Below are 16043 nucleotides of genomic sequence, written 5' to 3'. Positions count from 1 at the left end.
AGCCCGCCGCAATGCAGAACGCCGCCCGGAGGCGGCGTTCGGATGCTTGTGCAGGGCGTTCAGTGCGTGGCGGTTTCGCGCTCTTTCGGGTGGGCAGACGCGCCCGGTGCTTCGGACGGGGCGCGGCCCAGCAGTGCGTGACGGCGCGAATAGGCGAAATAGATCGCCAGGCCGGCCACCAGCCACACGAGAAAGGCAATCCAGGTGGTCGCCTGGAGGTTGGCCATGAGGAAGAGGCACGAGGCGACGGCCAGTACCGGCACCACCGGCACGCCCGGGCAGCGGAACGCACGCGGCAGGTCGGGGTGCGTACGGCGCAGGATCAGCACCGCGACGGACATCAGCGAGAACGCAGCCAGCGTGCCGATATTGATGAGTTCCGCCAGCACGTTGAGCGGCACAAGCGCGCCGATCAGCCCGAAGACGATGCCGACGAGCCAGGTGGTGAAGAAAGGCGTCGAAAAGCGCGGATGCACCTTCGACAGGCGCGCGGGCAGGAGACCGTCGCGCGACATCGCGTAGATGATGCGGGTCTGGCCGTAGCTCATCACGAGAATCACGGTGAGCATGCCGAGCACCGCGCCGAGGTCGATGAAGCCGGCCACCCAGTTCTGCCCCGCCACCTGCAGCGCGAACGACACCGGGTGCGGATTGTTCGCGAACTGCGCCGACGGCACGATCCCCGTCACGACACCTGCCACCGCCACGTACAACACGGCGCACACGACCAGCGACGAGATGATGCCGATGGGCAGATCGCGCTTCGGATTCTTGACTTCTTCCGCCGCCGACGACACCGCGTCGAAGCCGATGAAAGCGAAGAACATCACGGCGGCCGCGCCGAACACGCCGGACCAGCCGCGCGGCATGAACGGATGCCAGTTCGCGGGCTTGACGTGGAACACGCCCACGGCGATAACCAGCAACACGACCGTCACCTTGATCGCGACCATGAGGTTGTTGACGCGGGTGGACTCCTTGATGCCGACCGAAAGCAGCGTGGTGATGGCCATCATCACCAGGAACGCGGGCAGGTTGAACCAGGTGACCTGGCCGGGCAGCGCACCAGGCGCGGCGGTCAGGACGGTGGGCAAGGCGACGCCGAAGCCGGACAGCAGCGATTGCAGGTAGCCGGACCAGCCCACGGACACGGCCGACGACGCGAGCCCGTACTCGAGCATCAGATCCCAGCCAATGACCCACGCGGCCAGTTCGCCGAGTGTCGCGTAGGAATAAGTGTAGATGGAGCCGGCGACGGGAATCGTCGATGAGAATTCGGCGTAGGCCAGCGCCGCGAAACCGCAGGCGACGGCCGCGACGATGAACGAGATCATCAGGGCCGGGCCCGCTTGCACGGCGCCCGTGCCGGTCAGCACGAAAATCCCGGTGCCGATGATGGCCCCGATGCCGAGAAAGGTCAGATCGAGGGCGCCGAGTGTTTTCTTGAGCGACGTGCCGGACGCACCGGCCAGCATGTGCTCGACATTCTTCCTGCGGAACAACGACATTGCGATGAATCTCCTTCTGGCGCGCGGGCGCCCTGCTGCGGGAAAACCCGGCATTTTATCGGAGACTCAGAGATTGCCCTGAGATGGGGCACGTCACGCATGCTGCGGCGAAATTTTACGAATTTATCTTGAGCAAGATAAATCATCAGCCGGCAATGCCTGGATTCATGTCGACGAGACGGTTGCTCATCACATAAAAGGTAAGCTCGGCGTTGTTGGCGAGCTTCATCTTCTCCAGCAACCGCGCGCGATAAACACTCACGGTTTTAACCGAAAGCGATAAGGCATTTGCGATATCCGTCAGGCGCTTACCGGAAGCCAGCATGCACAGCGTCTGGAACTCGCGGTCCGACAGCTTTTCGTGCGGCAGCCGTTCGGTATCGAGAGAAACGTAGGTGGCGAGCGCTTCGGCCATCTCCGGGCTCACGTATTTCCGGCCCTCCGCCACCTGGCGAATCGCGCCGAGCATCAGCGCGGGGTCGGCCGTCTTCGACAGGTAGCCCGCCGCGCCCGCCTTCAGCGCCCGCACCGCGTACTGATCCTCCCGGTACATCGAGAACATCAGCACCGGCAAGCGCGGCGCGTCGCGCTTGATGCGCTTCAGCAGGTCGATACCGTTGACGTCGGGCAGCGAGATGTCGAGCATCGCGACATCGAATGGCCGGCGCGCGACGAGCGCGAGCGCCTGCATGCCCGTTTCCGCCTCCGACACTTCAGCGGCGACACCGCGCTCCACCAGCAATTGCGCGACGCCGCGGCGCACGATGGCGTGGTCGTCAGCGAGCAGGACCTTGAGCATCGGCGGCCTCAGGCGCTCATGACGCCGACCGCGAACAGCGCCGGTCGCGCCGCGGCCCACGGCAGACGCGCGCGCACGATGGTTCCCGTCGGTTTCGCCGCCACGACGCGCAGGCTGCCGCACAGCGACTCGCAGCGCGCCCGCATTCCGGAAAGGCCGAAGCGCCCGCTCTTGCGGCGCGCCGCCGCGCTGATGCCGATGCCGTCGTCCTCGACGGTCAGCGTGACGGCGTCGTTGTCGGCGTCGAGGGTGACGTTCGCGCGCGTCGCGCCGGCGTGGCGCGCGACATTGCCGAGCGCTTCCTGCGCCACGCGAAACAGCGCGAGCGACATGTCATCGGACAGGCGGTCGAGATGCGCGTCTTGCGCGCAGGCAAAGGTCACGGAGAGCGTCGTGCGGACGCGGAAGCTTTCGATCCAGCTGACCAGTTCGGCGCCGAGACCAGCTGCGAAGGTCGGCACATGCAGACCCTCGACAATCCGATGACTCGTTTCGCTGACCTCGGCCAGCGCGGCGCGCGCCTGGTGCAGCGCGTCGTCGAGTGCGGCGGGGGCGTCGGCGGGAAGCCAGTGTCCGGCGCGCGCGAGCGCCAGATTGGCGACGGTGAGCGCCGCGCCGGTTTCGTCGTGGAGATCCTGGGCAAGCGCCTGGCGCGCGCGTTCTTCGGTGGCAGCGAGCAGCGCGGCCAGTTCCTGTACGCGCGCAGTGAGACGCTGGATCTGCCGGTCGCCCTTGAGCTTGGCGTCGATCAGCGCGGACCAGGGAGACGAAGACGGAAGGCTAAAAGACGCGCCGGGACATTCCGGCGGCGGTGACGATACCCCGCGCAACTGGGCGCGGCGAATCGGAGTCTCGTCAAGCGAGATCGTGGCCGGCGGGTTCATTCACATTCCTCGCTTTGAGCGCAACTGGAGCTACGTCCTCTGCTGACCCGCGAGCGGCGTAACTGAATTTACACTCTGTAACATCGAAGACGGGGCGCGCGGCGCGCGCGCCATCTCAGGCGTAAACGGATCATATCTCAAAAATATGATAAATCCATGTCCGACAAGGCCTGGAACGGTGAACTTCATGTCGTTTGCCAAGTCCGGCGCACACAATACGTAGGAAAAACACCTACGACACGCTGGCGCCGATGGCTAATTTGTAACTGCGCAGCGGTGAGTCAAGGCAAAAAAAAACCGGAGCGCGTGGCTCCGGTTCTTGCAGGGCGACTGCGGCGTAACGATCAGCCGACGAACGCCTTTTCGACGACATAGTGGCCAGGATGATTGTTGCTGCCTTCCTTGAAGCCCATGGCGTCGAGCAGTTCGCGCGTGTCGCGGAGCATGTGCGGGCTGCCGCAGAGCATGACGCGGTCGTTTTCGACGGAGAACGGCTCCACCGCCAGATCCGCGAACAGCTTCTTCGTTTCGATGAGATCCGTGATGCGGCCGCGGTTGGCGAATTCCTCGCGCGTGACGGTCGGGTAGTAGACCAGCTTCTCCGACACGATCTCGCCAATGTGCTCGTGCGCCGGCAGATGCTCGGTGATGAAATCCTTGTACGCGAGCTCATCGACGAAACGGCAGGTGTGCGTGAGCACGATCTTCTCGTAGCGGTCGTACACGTCCGGATCCTTGATGATGGACATGAACGGCGCGAGCCCCGTGCCGGTCGACAGCAGCCACAGCGTCTTGCCGGGCAGCAGGTTGTCGGCCATGAGCGTGCCCGTCGGCTTCTTGCCGATCAGCACGGAATCACCCACCTTCAAGTGCTGCAGGCGCGAGGTCAGCGGACCGTCCGGCACCTTGATGCTCAGAAATTCGAGATGCTCTTCGTAGTTGGCGCTCGCGAGGCTGTAGGCGCGCAGCAGCGGCTTGCCTTCGACTTCGAGGCCCACCATCGTGAACTGGCCGTTCTCGAAGCGGAACGAGCTGTCGCGGGTGCAGGTGAAACTGAAAAGCGTGTCGGTCCAGTGATGGACGCTCAGGACGGTTTGAGAGTTAAGGTTGCTCATGGCTTCTTGAACTGTGCGAAAACGGTGGCGCTCCGACGATCGCGGCCGGCTTGCGGCAACCATCGCCACGCCGGGGCCGCGCTGCAAACGCGCGCACGACGAAGGCGCTGCGCTGCGCGAAAGGACGATCGAGTGGTGACGGCCGCGGATCGGTACGACCCAGGCGCTTCGGTACGACTCAGGCTACAACCCAGGCAGCGCGACAGCCCGGCGGAGTCGTGCATTTTAACCCGATAGCGAATCCGCGTCGTCCGGGGCCGCGCGGGACGCCGCTGCGGCACGGTCGCGCACGTCTGTCTCCAGACGTAACCCGCGGACGAAAAAGCGCGCTGTACGAATCTCGCTGGCTGGCGTGTGGCTGGCGGGCGGCGGGCTTCAGCGGGCTTCCTGGCAATGATCGGATCGCCGGAAGCCGCCGAGCCCGCATGATAGCAACGGAACCGTCGCCGGCTGGAAAAACCCCTTTCCGCAGAAAGGCTTGGACGCGAATGCGCCGATCAGATGCGCTGGTCGGTGGAAGGCTTCTCCCACAGATTGATGCCGCCTTCCTGCGCATGCCGGTCGATTTCGGCGAGTTCCTCGGCGGTGAACTCCAGGTTCTTCAGCGCGGCGACGTTCTCCGTGACCTGCTCCGCACGGCTCGCGCCGATCAGCACCGACGTCACGCGCGAACCGCGCAACGCCCACGCCAGCGCCATTTGCGCGAGGCTCTGGCCGCGCTTCTGCGCCAGTTCGTCGAGCTTGCGCACGTGCGCGAGATTGGCGTCGCTCAGATGCTCCTGCTTGAGCGACCCGCCGCCCGGCTTGTTGACGCGGGCGTCCTGCGGCACGCCGTTGAGATACTTGTTCGTCAGCAGACCCTGCGCGAGCGGCGTGAACGCAATGCTGCCGGCGCCGATGTCGTCGAGCGTGTCGAGCAGTTCCTTCTCGATCCAGCGGTTCAGCATGTTGTAGGACGGCTGATGGATCAGCAGCGGCACCTTGTGTTCGGCGAGCAGCTTCGCCATTTCACGCGTCTTCGTCGCCGAATACGACGAAATGCCCACGTACAGCGCCTTGCCCGAATGCACCGCGGTGGCGAGCGCGCCGGCGGTTTCCTCGAGCGGCGTGTCGGCGTCGAAACGATGCGAATAGAAGATATCGACGTAATCAAGGCCCATGCGCTTCAGGCTCTGGTCCAGGCTCGCGAGCACGTACTTGCGCGAGCCGCCGCCCTGGCCGTACGGTCCCGGCCACATGTCCCATCCGGCCTTCGACGAAATCAGCAGTTCGTCGCGGTACGGCCGGAAATCGTCCTTGAAGAGGCGTCCGAAGTTGGTTTCGGCGCTGCCGTAGGGCGGGCCGTAGTTGTTGGCGAGATCGAAGTGCGTGACGCCCAGGTCGAACGCGGTGCGCAGGATTTCGCGCTGGGTGGAAATGGGCGTGGTGTCGCCGAAGTTATGCCACAGGCCCAGCGAAAGCGCCGGCAGCTTCAACCCGCTTCTGCCGCAGGTGCGGTACTGCATCTGCGTATAGCGCTCGGATGATGCGTGGTAAGCCATGACGGATTTCCTCTGCGGATTTGCATGTTGAACGGACTTGCGACCGGCATGGCAGCGTACGCCGCGCGGGCACGCGCCCTGCCAAGGGCGTCCATGGTAAGCCGATCGACGTCGGGCGTGCAGCGTCCTTCCCGCCGTCCCGTTATTTGGCACCGCCTCGCGCCGGGACGCTGCCAGCCACAGTGAACGTTCGCCGGTCCAGCCGGACCAATGCTCATCCCGTTTCTGGAGCTTCTCATGGATTCCATCGACCGACTGCGCCCTGCCTACGACTCCTTCACCGCCATCGCCGTGACGTACGGCATCGACATCTTGCTGGCCCTGTTGATCCTGCTGGCCGGATGGTGGATCTCCAATGTCGTCGCCAACGCGCTGCGCCGTGCGCTGGCCCGCACTAATGTCGACGCGACGCTCACGCCGGTGCTCGCCAGCATCGCGCTATGGGCGATTCGCGTGGTTGCCATCGTCGCGGCGCTCGGCAAGTTCGGCATCGCGGCGGCCAGCATCCTCACCGTGCTCGGCGCCGCGGGCCTGGCCATCGGGCTGGCCTTGCAGGGCACGCTGCAGAACATCGCGGCGGGGCTGATGCTGTTGCTGCTGCGGCCGTTCCGCGTCGGCGATTACATCGAAGGCGTCGGCACCACGGCGGGCACCGTCAACGAAATCGGACTGTTCACCACGCGTCTGACGAAAGCCGACGGCATCGTCATGTACGTGCCGAACAGCCTCATCTGGGCGAACGCCATCACCAACTACAGCGCGAACGACCGTCGGCGCGTCGTCATCAACTTCCAGGCGCAGCACGGGCTGAAAGTGGATCACGTGCTCGGCGAACTGCGCCGGCTGGTCGGCGAGGATGCGCGCATCGTGCAGGAGGGGCCGTCGGCGCCGTGGATCGCGGTGACGGATTACACCGATACCGGCGTCAAGTACAACCTCGGCGCGTGGACGAGCCGGAGCGATCACGCCAACGTGATGGCCGACCTGCTGCGCAAGATCCAGCCGCTCACGCGCGAGGAAGCGCAGGCCGTCTGAATCGGCTGGCCAACCGTCGGGTGGACGCCGGCTTGCGAACCGATTAACCTGACGCGCCTTTCAGTCACGAGACCAGACCATGACCCGAGCGATTTCCGTTGCGCTGCTTGTCGGCGGCATTGTGCTGCTTTACTTCGGTGGCCAGTCGTTCCACTCGCTGTCCAACGACGTGGCGCGCTTCTTCACGGGCTCGCCGACGAACAAGACCATCTGGCTGATCGCCGGCGGCGTGGTCGCCTGTCTGGCCGGGCTGATCGGGCTGGCCATTCCTTCGCGGCGCTGAGCCCGCCCCGCCCGCTCAGGCGAGCGCCACTTCCGGCGTCGATGCCGAACGCGTGCCTGGCAACGGCGCGTTGCTCGCCCCGCGATAGGTGTAGACGAGCGAGAACTTCACCTGGTCGGTCAGGTTCTTGCCGGCCGAATGCAACGTATTGCAGTGGAAGAACACGACGTCGCCCGGTGCGAGTTCCGGCGACACCGCCGTGCGAATCAGCGCGGCGTTTTCGGGGACGTCGGAGCGGAAGAATTTGGCGTCGTCGAACCGATCCGACGTGAACGGCAGCTTGTGCGATCCCGGCACGAACCACAGCCCGCCGTTATCCACCGTCTCGCGACCGATCGCCACCCACGCCGACACCAGATCGTCCCGTTCGAACGCCCAGTAGCGCACGTCCCGATGCCATCCGGTCAGGCTGCCGTACGCCGGATGCTTGGTCATCATGCAGTTGTGATGCGCGCGCGAAAGATACGGCGTTTCTCCGAAGTACAGCTCCATCCAGCCGCGCACTTCCGGCGATGTCGCGAACTCCGCGAACAGCGGATGCCGCGCATAAGCGTCCAGCAGACGGCGCACCGTATGGCCGCCGGGCGCTTCCTTCGAATCCGGCGCGCCCGGATACTTGAGGTCCGCTTCAAACTCGACGGGCGCCGCGGCCTCCGCGAGCTGTTGACGCGCGACGTCGCGCATGGCGTCGCAACGTTCCTGGGAAACAAGTCCCTTGACGATGACGAAGCCCGTTTCGCGCAGCTCGCGCACCTGTTCTTTTTTGGATTTCAGCCAGTTTTGATCAGACATTTCAGTTCCGCGTGCCTTGGCTCGATCATTCATGCCAATGACGCTATATCCGGAATTGGTTCGAATTCATCAATTGTAATTCCGTCGTGGCGCCAAGGCCCATGCGGTCGGGCTTTACCTGATTCTTGTCAGCGAACGCTTCAGAAAATTGCAGGGAAAACGCGGACTTACCCGGGTCATCAAGCTCTTGTACATTGGCCGCATCAATTCGGTGCAACTTGATGAATAGAGTTGGATCGAAGGCTTGAACGTTATTTTTGAGACGACTACCGTCAGGTTTGCCTTCCAGCAAACCGACCTCCCGCCGACATGAAATCCCGAATCGCCATGGGCCTTTCCCGTGCAGCATCACGCGCGGCGCGTCCTGCCCGCCGCGGCATGATCCGCGCGCTGCGCCACCATTCCACCCGCACTCGCCTGCTGGCCGAGCAGTTGAAGCAGGTCCATCCGGTCGATGGCATCCGCTCCTGGTTCCGCGGACTTTTCTTCAATCTTCGGGTACGTGCGGCATCACGCCGCGTGTCGTTGCGAGCCTTGTTGCGACGCCCTGTGTCGTTGCGCGCGCCGACGCCCAAACCGAAACCGGCTGCATTGACGAGCCGCCGTCCGCGCCGCCTGTCGACGAGCAGCGCCGGCTGGTACGCATTCGCCGCGCGCTAGGCGTTCTTTTCGTTCAGCGCCGCATAGTCGGTGTAGCCGGCCTCGCCGCCGCCTCGAAGGGTCGCGAAATCGGGCTCTGCCAGCGGCGCGTTCTCCCTCACCCGCTCCACCAGATCCGGATTCGCGACGAAGGCGCGGCCGAATGCCACGGCATCGGCGGCGCCGCGTCCGATCAGCGCATTCGCTTCGTCGATGCGCCAGTCGCCGGCCGCGATGAGCGCGCCGCTATACGCATCGCGCACGCTGTGAAGCAGGGCGTCGTCGAAATCGGCCAGTTGCAGATACGCAATGCCGATCCGTTCGAGCGCATGCGCGAGGTAAGCCGCCGATTCGCGTGCTTCGGCATCCTCGATATCCGCGCCTGCGAAGAGCGGCGACAGCCGCACGCCGATGCGATCCGCGCCGAGCACGCCCGACACCGCCTCGAGCACGTCCACAACCAGCCGCGCCCGGCGCTCGACGCTGCCGCCGTATTCGTCGCTGCGGCGGTTCGTGCCGGTCGCAAGAAACTGATGCAGCAGCGCGCCGTCCGACGCGTCGATCTCGAGCAGGTCGAAGCCCGCCCGATCGGCGCGGTGCGCGGCATCGACGTACTGCAGCACGACGCTCGCGATTTCGTTCGTTTCCAGCGGGCGGGGGTCGTCGGCATCGACGAAGGCGAACGCGCCGTCGTCCTCGCGCACGAGGATCTTCGCGTCGCGCGCCCGGATCGCCGAGGGCGCGACGGGCGGCGCGCCATCTTCCTGCAGGCGCCGATGCGACAGACGCCCGGCGTGCGCCAGTTGCAGCGCAATGCGCCCATGCCGGGCATGCACCGCGCCCGCGACGGCTTTCCATCCCGCTTCTTGCGCATCCGAAAACATGCCGGGCGTGGCGAAGCCGCTGCATCCGGCGGGTGAAGTCTGCGTGGGTTCCGTGATGATCAGGCCGGCGCTTGCTCGCTGCGCGTAATATCGGGCATTCATCTCGACGGGAACGTCGCCGGGCTGCGCGGCGCGATGCCGCGCGAACGGTCCCATGACGATGCGGTTCGGCAGTTCGAGACGGCCGAGGCCAAGTGGCGAGAAGAGCGTTTCATGCGACATGGCGGCTCCGGAAGATCAGATCATCCGCGCATGAAGGCGCAAGAAACGTGCGCAAAAAAAACCGGCAGGCGCGTTGCCTGCCGGTTGTCTTGCTACTTGTACGACGGTGCGATGAACGCCGTTACGCGACGCTCGCGACCGGCTCGGTGCCTGCCGCTTCGGCGAGCACGAGCGCCTTGTCGGCGGCTTCCCACGAGAACTCCGGCTCTTCGCGGCCGAAGTGGCCGTAGGCGGCGGTCTTCTCGTAGATCGGACGCAGCAGGTCGAGCATCTGGATGATGCCCTTCGGACGCAGATCGAAGTGTTCCTGCACGAGCCTGGTGATCTCGGCGTCCGAGATGCGGCCCGTGCCGAACGTGTTGACCATGATCGAGGTCGGACGCGCCACGCCGATCGCGTAGGACACCTGGATCAGCGCGCGCGACGCGAGGCCCGCCGCGACGATGTTCTTCGCCACATAGCGGCCCGCATACGCGGCCGAACGGTCCACCTTCGACGGATCCTTGCCCGAGAACGCGCCGCCGCCGTGCGGAGCCGCGCCGCCGTACGTATCGACGATGATCTTGCGGCCCGTCAGACCGCAATCGCCCTGCGGACCGCCGATCACGAAGCGTCCAGTAGGATTCACCAGGAACTTGATGTCGCCCTTGATGAGTTCCTTCGGCAGCGTCGGCTTGATCACTTCTTCGATCACGGCTTCGCGCAGTTGCGGCAGGTCGATGTCCGGTGCGTGCTGCGTGGAGAGCACCACGGTGTCGATGGAATGCGGCTTGCCGTCCACGTAGCGCACGGTGACTTGCGACTTCGCATCCGGACGCAGCCAGGGCAGGCGGCCGTCACGGCGGAGGTTCGCCTGACGCTCGACCAGTCGGTGCGAGAGATGGATGGGCAGCGGCATGAGTTCGGGCGTTTCGTCGCATGCGTAGCCGAACATCAGGCCCTGGTCGCCCGCGCCTTGATCGAGGTTGTCGTCGTGCGCCTTGTTCACGCCTTGCGCGATATCGGGCGACTGCTTGTCATAAGCGACGAGCACCGCGCAACCGCGATAATCGATGCCGTAATCCGTGTTGTCGTAGCCAATGCGCTTGATGGTTTCGCGCGCGACCTGGATGTAGTCGACATTGGCCGTGGTGGTGATTTCACCGGCGAGCACGACGAGGCCGGTGTTGCAGAGGGTTTCCGCTGCGACGCGCGAGTACTTGTCCTGAGCCAGGATGGCGTCGAGGATGGCGTCGGAGATTTGGTCGGCGACCTTGTCCGGGTGGCCTTCGGAAACAGATTCGGAAGTAAAGAGATAGTCGTTCGACACGCTTCAGACTCCAGTTTGAGTACGGTTGGTATTCACGTAGCCGACTTCGTTTGGAGTCTGAAGCGGCGACGCTTTAGCGGATATCCTTACCAGGCTGGCAACTTCATGACTGCATGAAGCCCCGCGCCCGCTTCGCCCCGCAAGTTGTCCATTAACTCGGCGAAGGTTTTATTATACCGGTTTCCCTTATTTTTTCAGAGCCGACCGCTTGACGCCAATCGCCCCGCATCAATCCTCCGCACCTCGCGGCCACCCGTATGTTCGCTGGAGCACATCATGCTAGGGCGCATCGGGGTCGCCCTTGCGATTGGCTTTCTCAAGTTCCTCGCGATCATTCCATACGGCATCACCGCGCGTTTCGGCGATGGTCTCGGCTGGCTGCTCTATCAGATTCCGAGCCGCCGCAAGCGCATCGTCCACACCAACCTCAAGCTGTGCTTTCCCGAGTGGTCCGAGGAGAAGCGCGAGGACATCGCGCAGAAGCACTTCCGCCACGCGATCCGCAGCTACGTTGAGCGCAGCGTGCAGTGGTTCGGCTCGGCGAAGAAGCTCGAAAAGCTGATCCAGGTCGACAGCGCCGTCGACCTCACCGACCCCAACCTGCCGCCCACGCTGTTGCGCGGACTGCATTTCGTCGGCATCGAGGCGGGCTCCATTTTTCTCAACTATTCGCTGCACCGGCAATGCGGCTCGCTCTACCAGCCGTTCTCGAACCCGCAGGTCGAGGAGATGGCGAAGAAGCAGCGCGGCCGCTTCGGCGCCGACATGGCCAGCCGCGCCGACAGCGCGCGCATCGTGCTGCGCTGGCTGCGCGACCGCAAGCCGGTGATGCTCGGCGCGGACATGGACTATGGCATGCGCAACTCGGCGTTCGTGCCGTTCTTCGGCATTCCGACGTGTACGCTGACGGCGGTCGGCCGGCTCGCCAAGACGGGGCGCGCGCAGGTGGTGCCGTTCATCGGCGAAGTGCTGCCCGACTACAAGGGCTACCGGCTCAAGATCTTCGCACCGTGGGACAACTATCCGACCGGCGACGACGAAGCCGATGCCCGGCGCATGAACGCGTTCCTCGAAGAGCACATTCCCGACATGCCCGAGCAATACTATTGGGTACACAAGCGCTTCAAGACGCGGCCGCCGGGCGAGCCCGGCTTCTACTGAAGAGCGGCACTGAAGCGGGCGCGGCAGGAAACGCCGCGCGACGCCTCACATACAATAGCGGCCATGAGACTCAAATTCACCAAGATGCAGGGCGCGGGCAACGACTTCGTCGTGCTCGACGGCTATACGCAGGCGCTCGACCTGAGCGCTGCGCAGGTGCGCGCGCTCGCCAACCGTCATTTCGGCATCGGCGCGGACCAACTGCTGCTCGTGGAGAAGCCGACCATCGGCGGCGTGGATTTCAAGTACCGCATCTTCAATTGCGATGGCGGCGAAGTCGAGCATTGCGGCAACGGCGCCCGCTGCTTCGTGAAGTTCGTGCGCGAGCGGCGGCTGACGGATGCGTCGAGCGTGCGCGTGCAGGTGCAGAACGGCGTCATCACGCTGACGATGCAGGACAACGGCGAGGTCGTCGTCGACATGAGCACGCCCGTGTTCGATCCGCCGCAGGTGCCGTTCGACGCCCACGGGCTCGACGGCCGCCGCGAAGGCAACGACACGCTCTGGCCGCTCGACGTCGCCGGTGAAACGCGCTGGATCTCCACCGTCTCGATGGGCAATCCGCACGCGGTGCAGATCGTCGCGGACGTCGAGGCGTATCCGGTGCTGACTGAAGGACCGCTGATCGAACGCCACACGCGCTTTCCGAAGCGCGTGAACGCGGGCTTCATGCAGGTCATCGACCGCCATTCGGTCAAGCTGCGCGTCTTCGAGCGCGGCGCGGGCGAAACCCTCGCGTGCGGCACGGGCGCCTGCGCCGCCGTGGCGGCAGGCATTCGCCGCGGCGTGCTGGACTCGCCGGTGCGCGTCGAGACCCACGGCGGCACGCTCACGATCAGCTGGGACGGCGCGCGCGACGCCTCCGCCGCGCTGTTCATGGCGGGCCCGGCCACGACGGTCTTCGAAGGCGAAATCGAGCTCGATCGCATCGTCTAACGCAACCCTATCGATCATGAATCCACGCGAAGTCGCCGACTACCTGCTCGACAATCCCGATTTCTTCGCCGAGCACGCGGAACTGCTCGGCAGCATCCGGCTCTCGAATCCGCATGGCAAGGCCGCCGTGTCGCTGCAGGAGCGCCAGATGGAAATGCTCCGCGACAAGAACAAGCAGCTCGAACGGCGCCTCGCCGAACTGCTGCGCTACGGCCACGAGAACGACAGCATCTCGACCAAGTTCAACCGCTGGACCGTGCGCGTGATCTCGCAGCGCGATCCGTATGCGCTGCCCAAGACGATCAGCGCGGGCCTGTGCGAAGTCTTCGACGTGCCGCATGCGGCGCTGCGTCTGTGGGACATCGACGAAGCGTATCGCCAGGCGGACTTCGCGCGGCAGGTGGGCGAGGAAGTGCGCATCTTCGCGAACAGCCTGACCGCGCCGTACTGCGGCGCGAACACGGATTTCGCGGCGGCCCAATGGCTCGGCGTCGAGAACTCGGCCTCGGCAACGGTCGCGCCCGGTGACGGTCCGTCCGACATCGAACGCAAGGTGGAATCGGTCGCGCTGGTCACGCTGCGCGACCCGCAGGCCGGTCCGGATGCGCCGAGCATCGGCTTGCTGGTCATGGGTTCGCCCGACCCGCGCCGCTTCCATGACGGCATGGCGACCGACTTCCTGATGCAGATCGGCGCGCTCGCGAGCGCAGCCGTGTCCCGCCTGCTGCCGCACTGAGCCATGGACACCGCCGAGGCCATCGCCACCTATCTCGCGATGCTCGAACACGAGCGGCGGCTGTCCGAGCACACGCTGCGCGCCTACGCTTACGAGCTAGGCGAACTGCGCGCGCTGGCCAAGGAACGTCCTCTGCAAACGCTCACGGCCGCCGATATCCGCGGCGCCGTCGTGCGGGCGCATTCGGGCGGACTGTCGCCGCGCTCCATCGCGCACCGGCTGTCGGCCTGGCGCGCGTTCTATCGCTGGCTCGCCGAGCGGGTCGAGATGCCGGCCAATCCGGTGTCGACCGTGCGCGCGCCGAAGGGCGAAAAGACCTTGCCGAAGGCGCTTTCCGTCGACGACGCCATGGCGCTCATGGACGCGCCGCAAGCCGGCACGACCGAAGCGCTGCGCGATCACGCGATCCTCGAACTGTTCTACTCGTCGGGCTTGCGGCTCGCGGAACTGGTCGGCCTCGACGTGCGCTTCGTCGAACAGGACGGCTACCGCTCGGCGGGCTGGCTCGATCTCGAGCACGAGGAAGTGACCGTGCTCGGCAAGGGCAGCCGGCGGCGCTCGGTGCCGGTCGGACGCAAGGCGATCGAGGCACTGCGCGCGTGGATCGCCGTGCGTGGCGAATTCGTCAAGCTCGATCCGCACGCGCTGTTTCTCTCCGTGCGCGGCAACCGCATGGCGCCGGGCGTCGTGCGCACGCGCGTGAAGCGGCTGGCGTTGCTGGCGGGCATTCCGTCGAACGTGCATCCGCACGTGCTGCGCCATTCGTTCGCCACGCACGTGCTGCAATCGAGCGGCGATCTGCGCGCCGTACAGGAACTGCTCGGCCACGCGAGCATCACCGCGACGCAGGTCTACACCTCGCTCGACTTCCAGCATCTCGCCCGCGTGTATGACTCGGCGCATCCGCGCGCCAAGAAACGCGACTGAGCGCACGATTGCACGATTAATCCAGCCGCGTTGAAGCGCGGCTCATCCGCATGGCCATGAACACCATCACCCTCAAACCGGCGAAGGACCGATCGCTCGCCCGCCGACATCCCTGGATCTACGCCAACGCCATCGCGCGCATCGACGGCGATCCGGCGCCGGGCGCCACCGTGACCGTGCGCGCCGCCGACGGCCGCTTTCTCGCGCGCGCTTCGTACAGTCCGCAGTCGCAGATCCGGGCGCGCGTCTGGACCTTCGACGAGAACGAACCCGTCGATCACGCGTTCTTCAAGCGCCGCGTGCAGCGCGCGGTCGAGCATCGGCGCACGCTGGTGAAGGACACCGGCGCGACCCGGCTCGTCTTCGGTGAGGCGGACGGATTGCCGGGCCTGATCGTCGATTGCTACATCGCCGATGACGGCGCGCACGCGCAGCTCGTCTGCCAGTTCATGGCGACGGGCGTCGAAGCCTGGAAGGACGCGATCGTGCAGGCGCTGACCGGCGCGACCGGATGCCCGAACGTCTATGAGCGCTCAGACGTCTCGATCCGCCAGAAGGAAGGACTCGAACAGATCACCGGCGTCCTCGCCGGCGCCGCGCCGCCCGAGACGCTCATCACCAATGAGTGCGGCGTGCGTCATCACGTGGACGTGCGCCATGGCCACAAGACCGGCTTCTACGTCGATCAGCGCGACAACCGCGTGCTCGTCGCCCAGAGCGCGGCGGGCCGTGAGGTGCTGAACTGCTTCTGCTACACGGGCGGCTTCTCGCTCGCGGCGCTCAAGGGCGGCGCGACGCACGTGACCTCGGTGGATTCGTCCGGCGATGCGCTCGCGCTCGCGAAGGACAACGTCAAGGCGAACGGCTTCGACGCCGACAAGGCCGAATGGCTCGACGCCGATGCGTTCAAGACCCTGCGCCGCCTCCATGACGAAGGCCGGCGCTTCGACCTGATCGTGCTCGATCCGCCGAAGTTCGCGCCGTCGAAGGAAACCGTGGATCGCGCCGCGCGCGCGTACAAGGACATCAATCTGAGCGGCTTCAAGTTGCTGCGTCCGGGCGGCCTGCTGTTCACGTATTCGTGCTCCGGCGCGATCGACTCGGACCTGTTCCAGAAGATCGTCGCGGGCGCGGCGGCGGACGCCCGCGTCGATGCCCGGATCCTGAAGCGGCTGGGCGCCGGCGTCGATCATCCGCTGCTGACGGCGTTTCCGGAAGGCGAATACCTGAAGGGCCTGATGTTGCAAATCGCGTGAGCGTCTCCACCTACGC

At 65.3% G+C, this 16043-nt stretch carries 17 protein-coding genes; 8 read left to right on the top strand and 9 right to left on the bottom strand.

Features of this window, described 5'->3' with window-relative positions:
- Positions 1-59: 59 nt before the first annotated feature.
- From QCE83_RS14050 to mgrA, 5 genes are all read right to left on the bottom strand, one after another.
- Positions 60-1508 (bottom strand): amino acid permease, encoded by a 1449-nt coding sequence (locus tag QCE83_RS14050; protein WP_309811103.1) that lies wholly within the window; start codon positions 1506-1508, stop codon positions 60-62.
- Between the two features lie 145 nt (positions 1509-1653).
- Positions 1654-2307: a response regulator transcription factor RqpR gene (gene rqpR / locus QCE83_RS14045; RefSeq protein WP_309811100.1), complete on the bottom strand. Its 654-nt coding sequence runs from the start codon at positions 2305-2307 to the stop codon at positions 1654-1656.
- 8 nt (positions 2308-2315) lie between these two features.
- Positions 2316-3191, bottom strand: coding sequence for a sensor histidine kinase (locus tag QCE83_RS14040; protein ID WP_309811096.1), 876 nt, complete (start codon positions 3189-3191; stop codon positions 2316-2318).
- Positions 3192-3535: 344 nt separating this feature from the next.
- Positions 3536-4306: a ferredoxin--NADP reductase gene (locus tag QCE83_RS14035; RefSeq protein ID WP_309811093.1), complete on the bottom strand. Its 771-nt coding sequence runs from the start codon at positions 4304-4306 to the stop codon at positions 3536-3538.
- A gap of 497 nt (positions 4307-4803) precedes the next feature.
- Positions 4804-5847 carry an L-glyceraldehyde 3-phosphate reductase gene (mgrA, locus tag QCE83_RS14030; RefSeq protein ID WP_309811091.1) on the bottom strand — a complete coding sequence of 348 codons (1044 nt, stop codon included), beginning with the start codon at positions 5845-5847 and terminating at the stop codon, positions 4804-4806.
- A 237-nt stretch (positions 5848-6084) separates the two neighbouring features.
- Between mgrA and QCE83_RS14025 the strand changes: the two genes are divergently transcribed.
- The gene (locus QCE83_RS14025) at positions 6085-6882 is read left to right on the top strand and encodes a mechanosensitive ion channel family protein (protein ID WP_309811089.1); all 798 of its coding nucleotides are present in this window, start codon (positions 6085-6087) and stop codon (positions 6880-6882) included.
- Positions 6883-6961: 79 nt separating this feature from the next.
- Positions 6962-7165 carry a DUF3185 family protein gene (locus QCE83_RS14020; RefSeq protein WP_309811085.1) on the top strand — a complete coding sequence of 68 codons (204 nt, stop codon included), beginning with the start codon at positions 6962-6964 and terminating at the stop codon, positions 7163-7165.
- Between the two features lie 15 nt (positions 7166-7180).
- Here QCE83_RS14020 and QCE83_RS14015 read toward each other — a convergent pair whose 3' ends face one another.
- Positions 7181-7957: a phytanoyl-CoA dioxygenase family protein gene (locus QCE83_RS14015; protein ID WP_309811083.1), complete on the bottom strand. Its 777-nt coding sequence runs from the start codon at positions 7955-7957 to the stop codon at positions 7181-7183.
- Between the two features lie 43 nt (positions 7958-8000).
- Complete coding sequence (locus QCE83_RS14010) at positions 8001-8309, bottom strand: hypothetical protein (protein ID WP_309811082.1); 309 nt, start codon at positions 8307-8309, stop codon at positions 8001-8003.
- A gap of 26 nt (positions 8310-8335) precedes the next feature.
- Between QCE83_RS14010 and QCE83_RS14005 the strand changes: the two genes are divergently transcribed.
- Entirely contained in the window at positions 8336-8617 is a 282-nt protein-coding gene (locus QCE83_RS14005) for a hypothetical protein (protein ID WP_309811079.1), read from the top strand.
- On the opposite strand, the gene QCE83_RS14000 is transcribed toward QCE83_RS14005, so the two are convergent.
- Both QCE83_RS14000 and metK read right to left on the bottom strand, forming a co-directional pair.
- Positions 8614-9702, bottom strand: a complete 1089-nt coding sequence (locus QCE83_RS14000; RefSeq protein WP_309811076.1) for an alkene reductase — start codon at positions 9700-9702, stop codon at positions 8614-8616. The genes QCE83_RS14005 and QCE83_RS14000 overlap by 4 nt on opposite strands.
- Before the next feature lie 121 nt (positions 9703-9823).
- Complete coding sequence (gene metK / locus QCE83_RS13995) at positions 9824-11011, bottom strand: methionine adenosyltransferase (RefSeq protein WP_309811073.1); 1188 nt, start codon at positions 11009-11011, stop codon at positions 9824-9826.
- Positions 11012-11287: 276 nt separating this feature from the next.
- On the opposite strand from metK, the gene QCE83_RS13990 reads away from it, so the two are divergent.
- The 5 genes from QCE83_RS13990 (at position 11288) to QCE83_RS13970 (ending at position 16027) form a co-directional block, all read left to right on the top strand.
- Positions 11288-12172: a lipid A biosynthesis lauroyl acyltransferase gene (locus QCE83_RS13990; protein WP_309811071.1), complete on the top strand. Its 885-nt coding sequence runs from the start codon at positions 11288-11290 to the stop codon at positions 12170-12172.
- 63 nt (positions 12173-12235) lie between these two features.
- Positions 12236-13108 carry a diaminopimelate epimerase gene (gene dapF, locus QCE83_RS13985; protein WP_309811067.1) on the top strand — a complete coding sequence of 291 codons (873 nt, stop codon included), beginning with the start codon at positions 12236-12238 and terminating at the stop codon, positions 13106-13108.
- 16 nt (positions 13109-13124) lie between these two features.
- A complete protein-coding gene (locus QCE83_RS13980) occupies positions 13125-13844 on the top strand; it encodes a DUF484 family protein (RefSeq protein ID WP_309811064.1) in 720 nt (239 codons plus the stop codon).
- Positions 13845-13847: 3 nt separating this feature from the next.
- The gene (xerC, locus tag QCE83_RS13975) at positions 13848-14771 is read left to right on the top strand and encodes a tyrosine recombinase XerC (protein WP_309811061.1); all 924 of its coding nucleotides are present in this window, start codon (positions 13848-13850) and stop codon (positions 14769-14771) included.
- A gap of 56 nt (positions 14772-14827) precedes the next feature.
- Complete coding sequence (locus QCE83_RS13970; RefSeq protein WP_309811058.1) at positions 14828-16027, top strand: class I SAM-dependent rRNA methyltransferase; 1200 nt, start codon at positions 14828-14830, stop codon at positions 16025-16027.
- Positions 16028-16043: the final 16 nt, after the last annotated feature.

The sequence above is a fragment of the Caballeronia sp. LZ034LL genome (genome assembly GCF_031451215.1).
Taxonomy (GTDB): domain Bacteria; phylum Pseudomonadota; class Gammaproteobacteria; order Burkholderiales; family Burkholderiaceae; genus Caballeronia.
Note: the sequence above shows the minus strand (reverse complement) of the source record. Positions and strands in the feature narration are given on the sequence as shown.

Excerpts from the sequence above, each read along its gene's own strand:
- QCE83_RS14050 (WP_309811103.1), bottom strand. The coding sequence starts at position 1,508 with ATGTCGTTGTTCCGCAGGAAGAATGTCGAGCACATGCTGGCCGGTGCG.
- rqpR (WP_309811100.1), bottom strand. The coding sequence starts at position 2,307 with ATGCTCAAGGTCCTGCTCGCTGACGACCACGCCATCGTGCGCCGCGGC.
- QCE83_RS14040 (WP_309811096.1), bottom strand. The coding sequence starts at position 3,191 with ATGAACCCGCCGGCCACGATCTCGCTTGACGAGACTCCGATTCGCCGC.
- QCE83_RS14035 (WP_309811093.1), bottom strand. The coding sequence starts at position 4,306 with ATGAGCAACCTTAACTCTCAAACCGTCCTGAGCGTCCATCACTGGACC.
- mgrA (WP_309811091.1), bottom strand. The coding sequence starts at position 5,847 with ATGGCTTACCACGCATCATCCGAGCGCTATACGCAGATGCAGTACCGC.
- QCE83_RS14025 (WP_309811089.1), top strand. The coding sequence starts at position 6,085 with ATGGATTCCATCGACCGACTGCGCCCTGCCTACGACTCCTTCACCGCC.
- QCE83_RS14020 (WP_309811085.1), top strand. The coding sequence starts at position 6,962 with ATGACCCGAGCGATTTCCGTTGCGCTGCTTGTCGGCGGCATTGTGCTG.
- QCE83_RS14015 (WP_309811083.1), bottom strand. The coding sequence starts at position 7,957 with ATGTCTGATCAAAACTGGCTGAAATCCAAAAAAGAACAGGTGCGCGAG.
- QCE83_RS14005 (WP_309811079.1), top strand. The coding sequence starts at position 8,336 with ATGATCCGCGCGCTGCGCCACCATTCCACCCGCACTCGCCTGCTGGCC.
- QCE83_RS14000 (WP_309811076.1), bottom strand. The coding sequence starts at position 9,702 with ATGTCGCATGAAACGCTCTTCTCGCCACTTGGCCTCGGCCGTCTCGAA.
- QCE83_RS13990 (WP_309811071.1), top strand. The coding sequence starts at position 11,288 with ATGCTAGGGCGCATCGGGGTCGCCCTTGCGATTGGCTTTCTCAAGTTC.
- dapF (WP_309811067.1), top strand. The coding sequence starts at position 12,236 with ATGAGACTCAAATTCACCAAGATGCAGGGCGCGGGCAACGACTTCGTC.
- QCE83_RS13980 (WP_309811064.1), top strand. The coding sequence starts at position 13,125 with ATGAATCCACGCGAAGTCGCCGACTACCTGCTCGACAATCCCGATTTC.
- xerC (WP_309811061.1), top strand. The coding sequence starts at position 13,848 with ATGGACACCGCCGAGGCCATCGCCACCTATCTCGCGATGCTCGAACAC.
- QCE83_RS13970 (WP_309811058.1), top strand. The coding sequence starts at position 14,828 with ATGAACACCATCACCCTCAAACCGGCGAAGGACCGATCGCTCGCCCGC.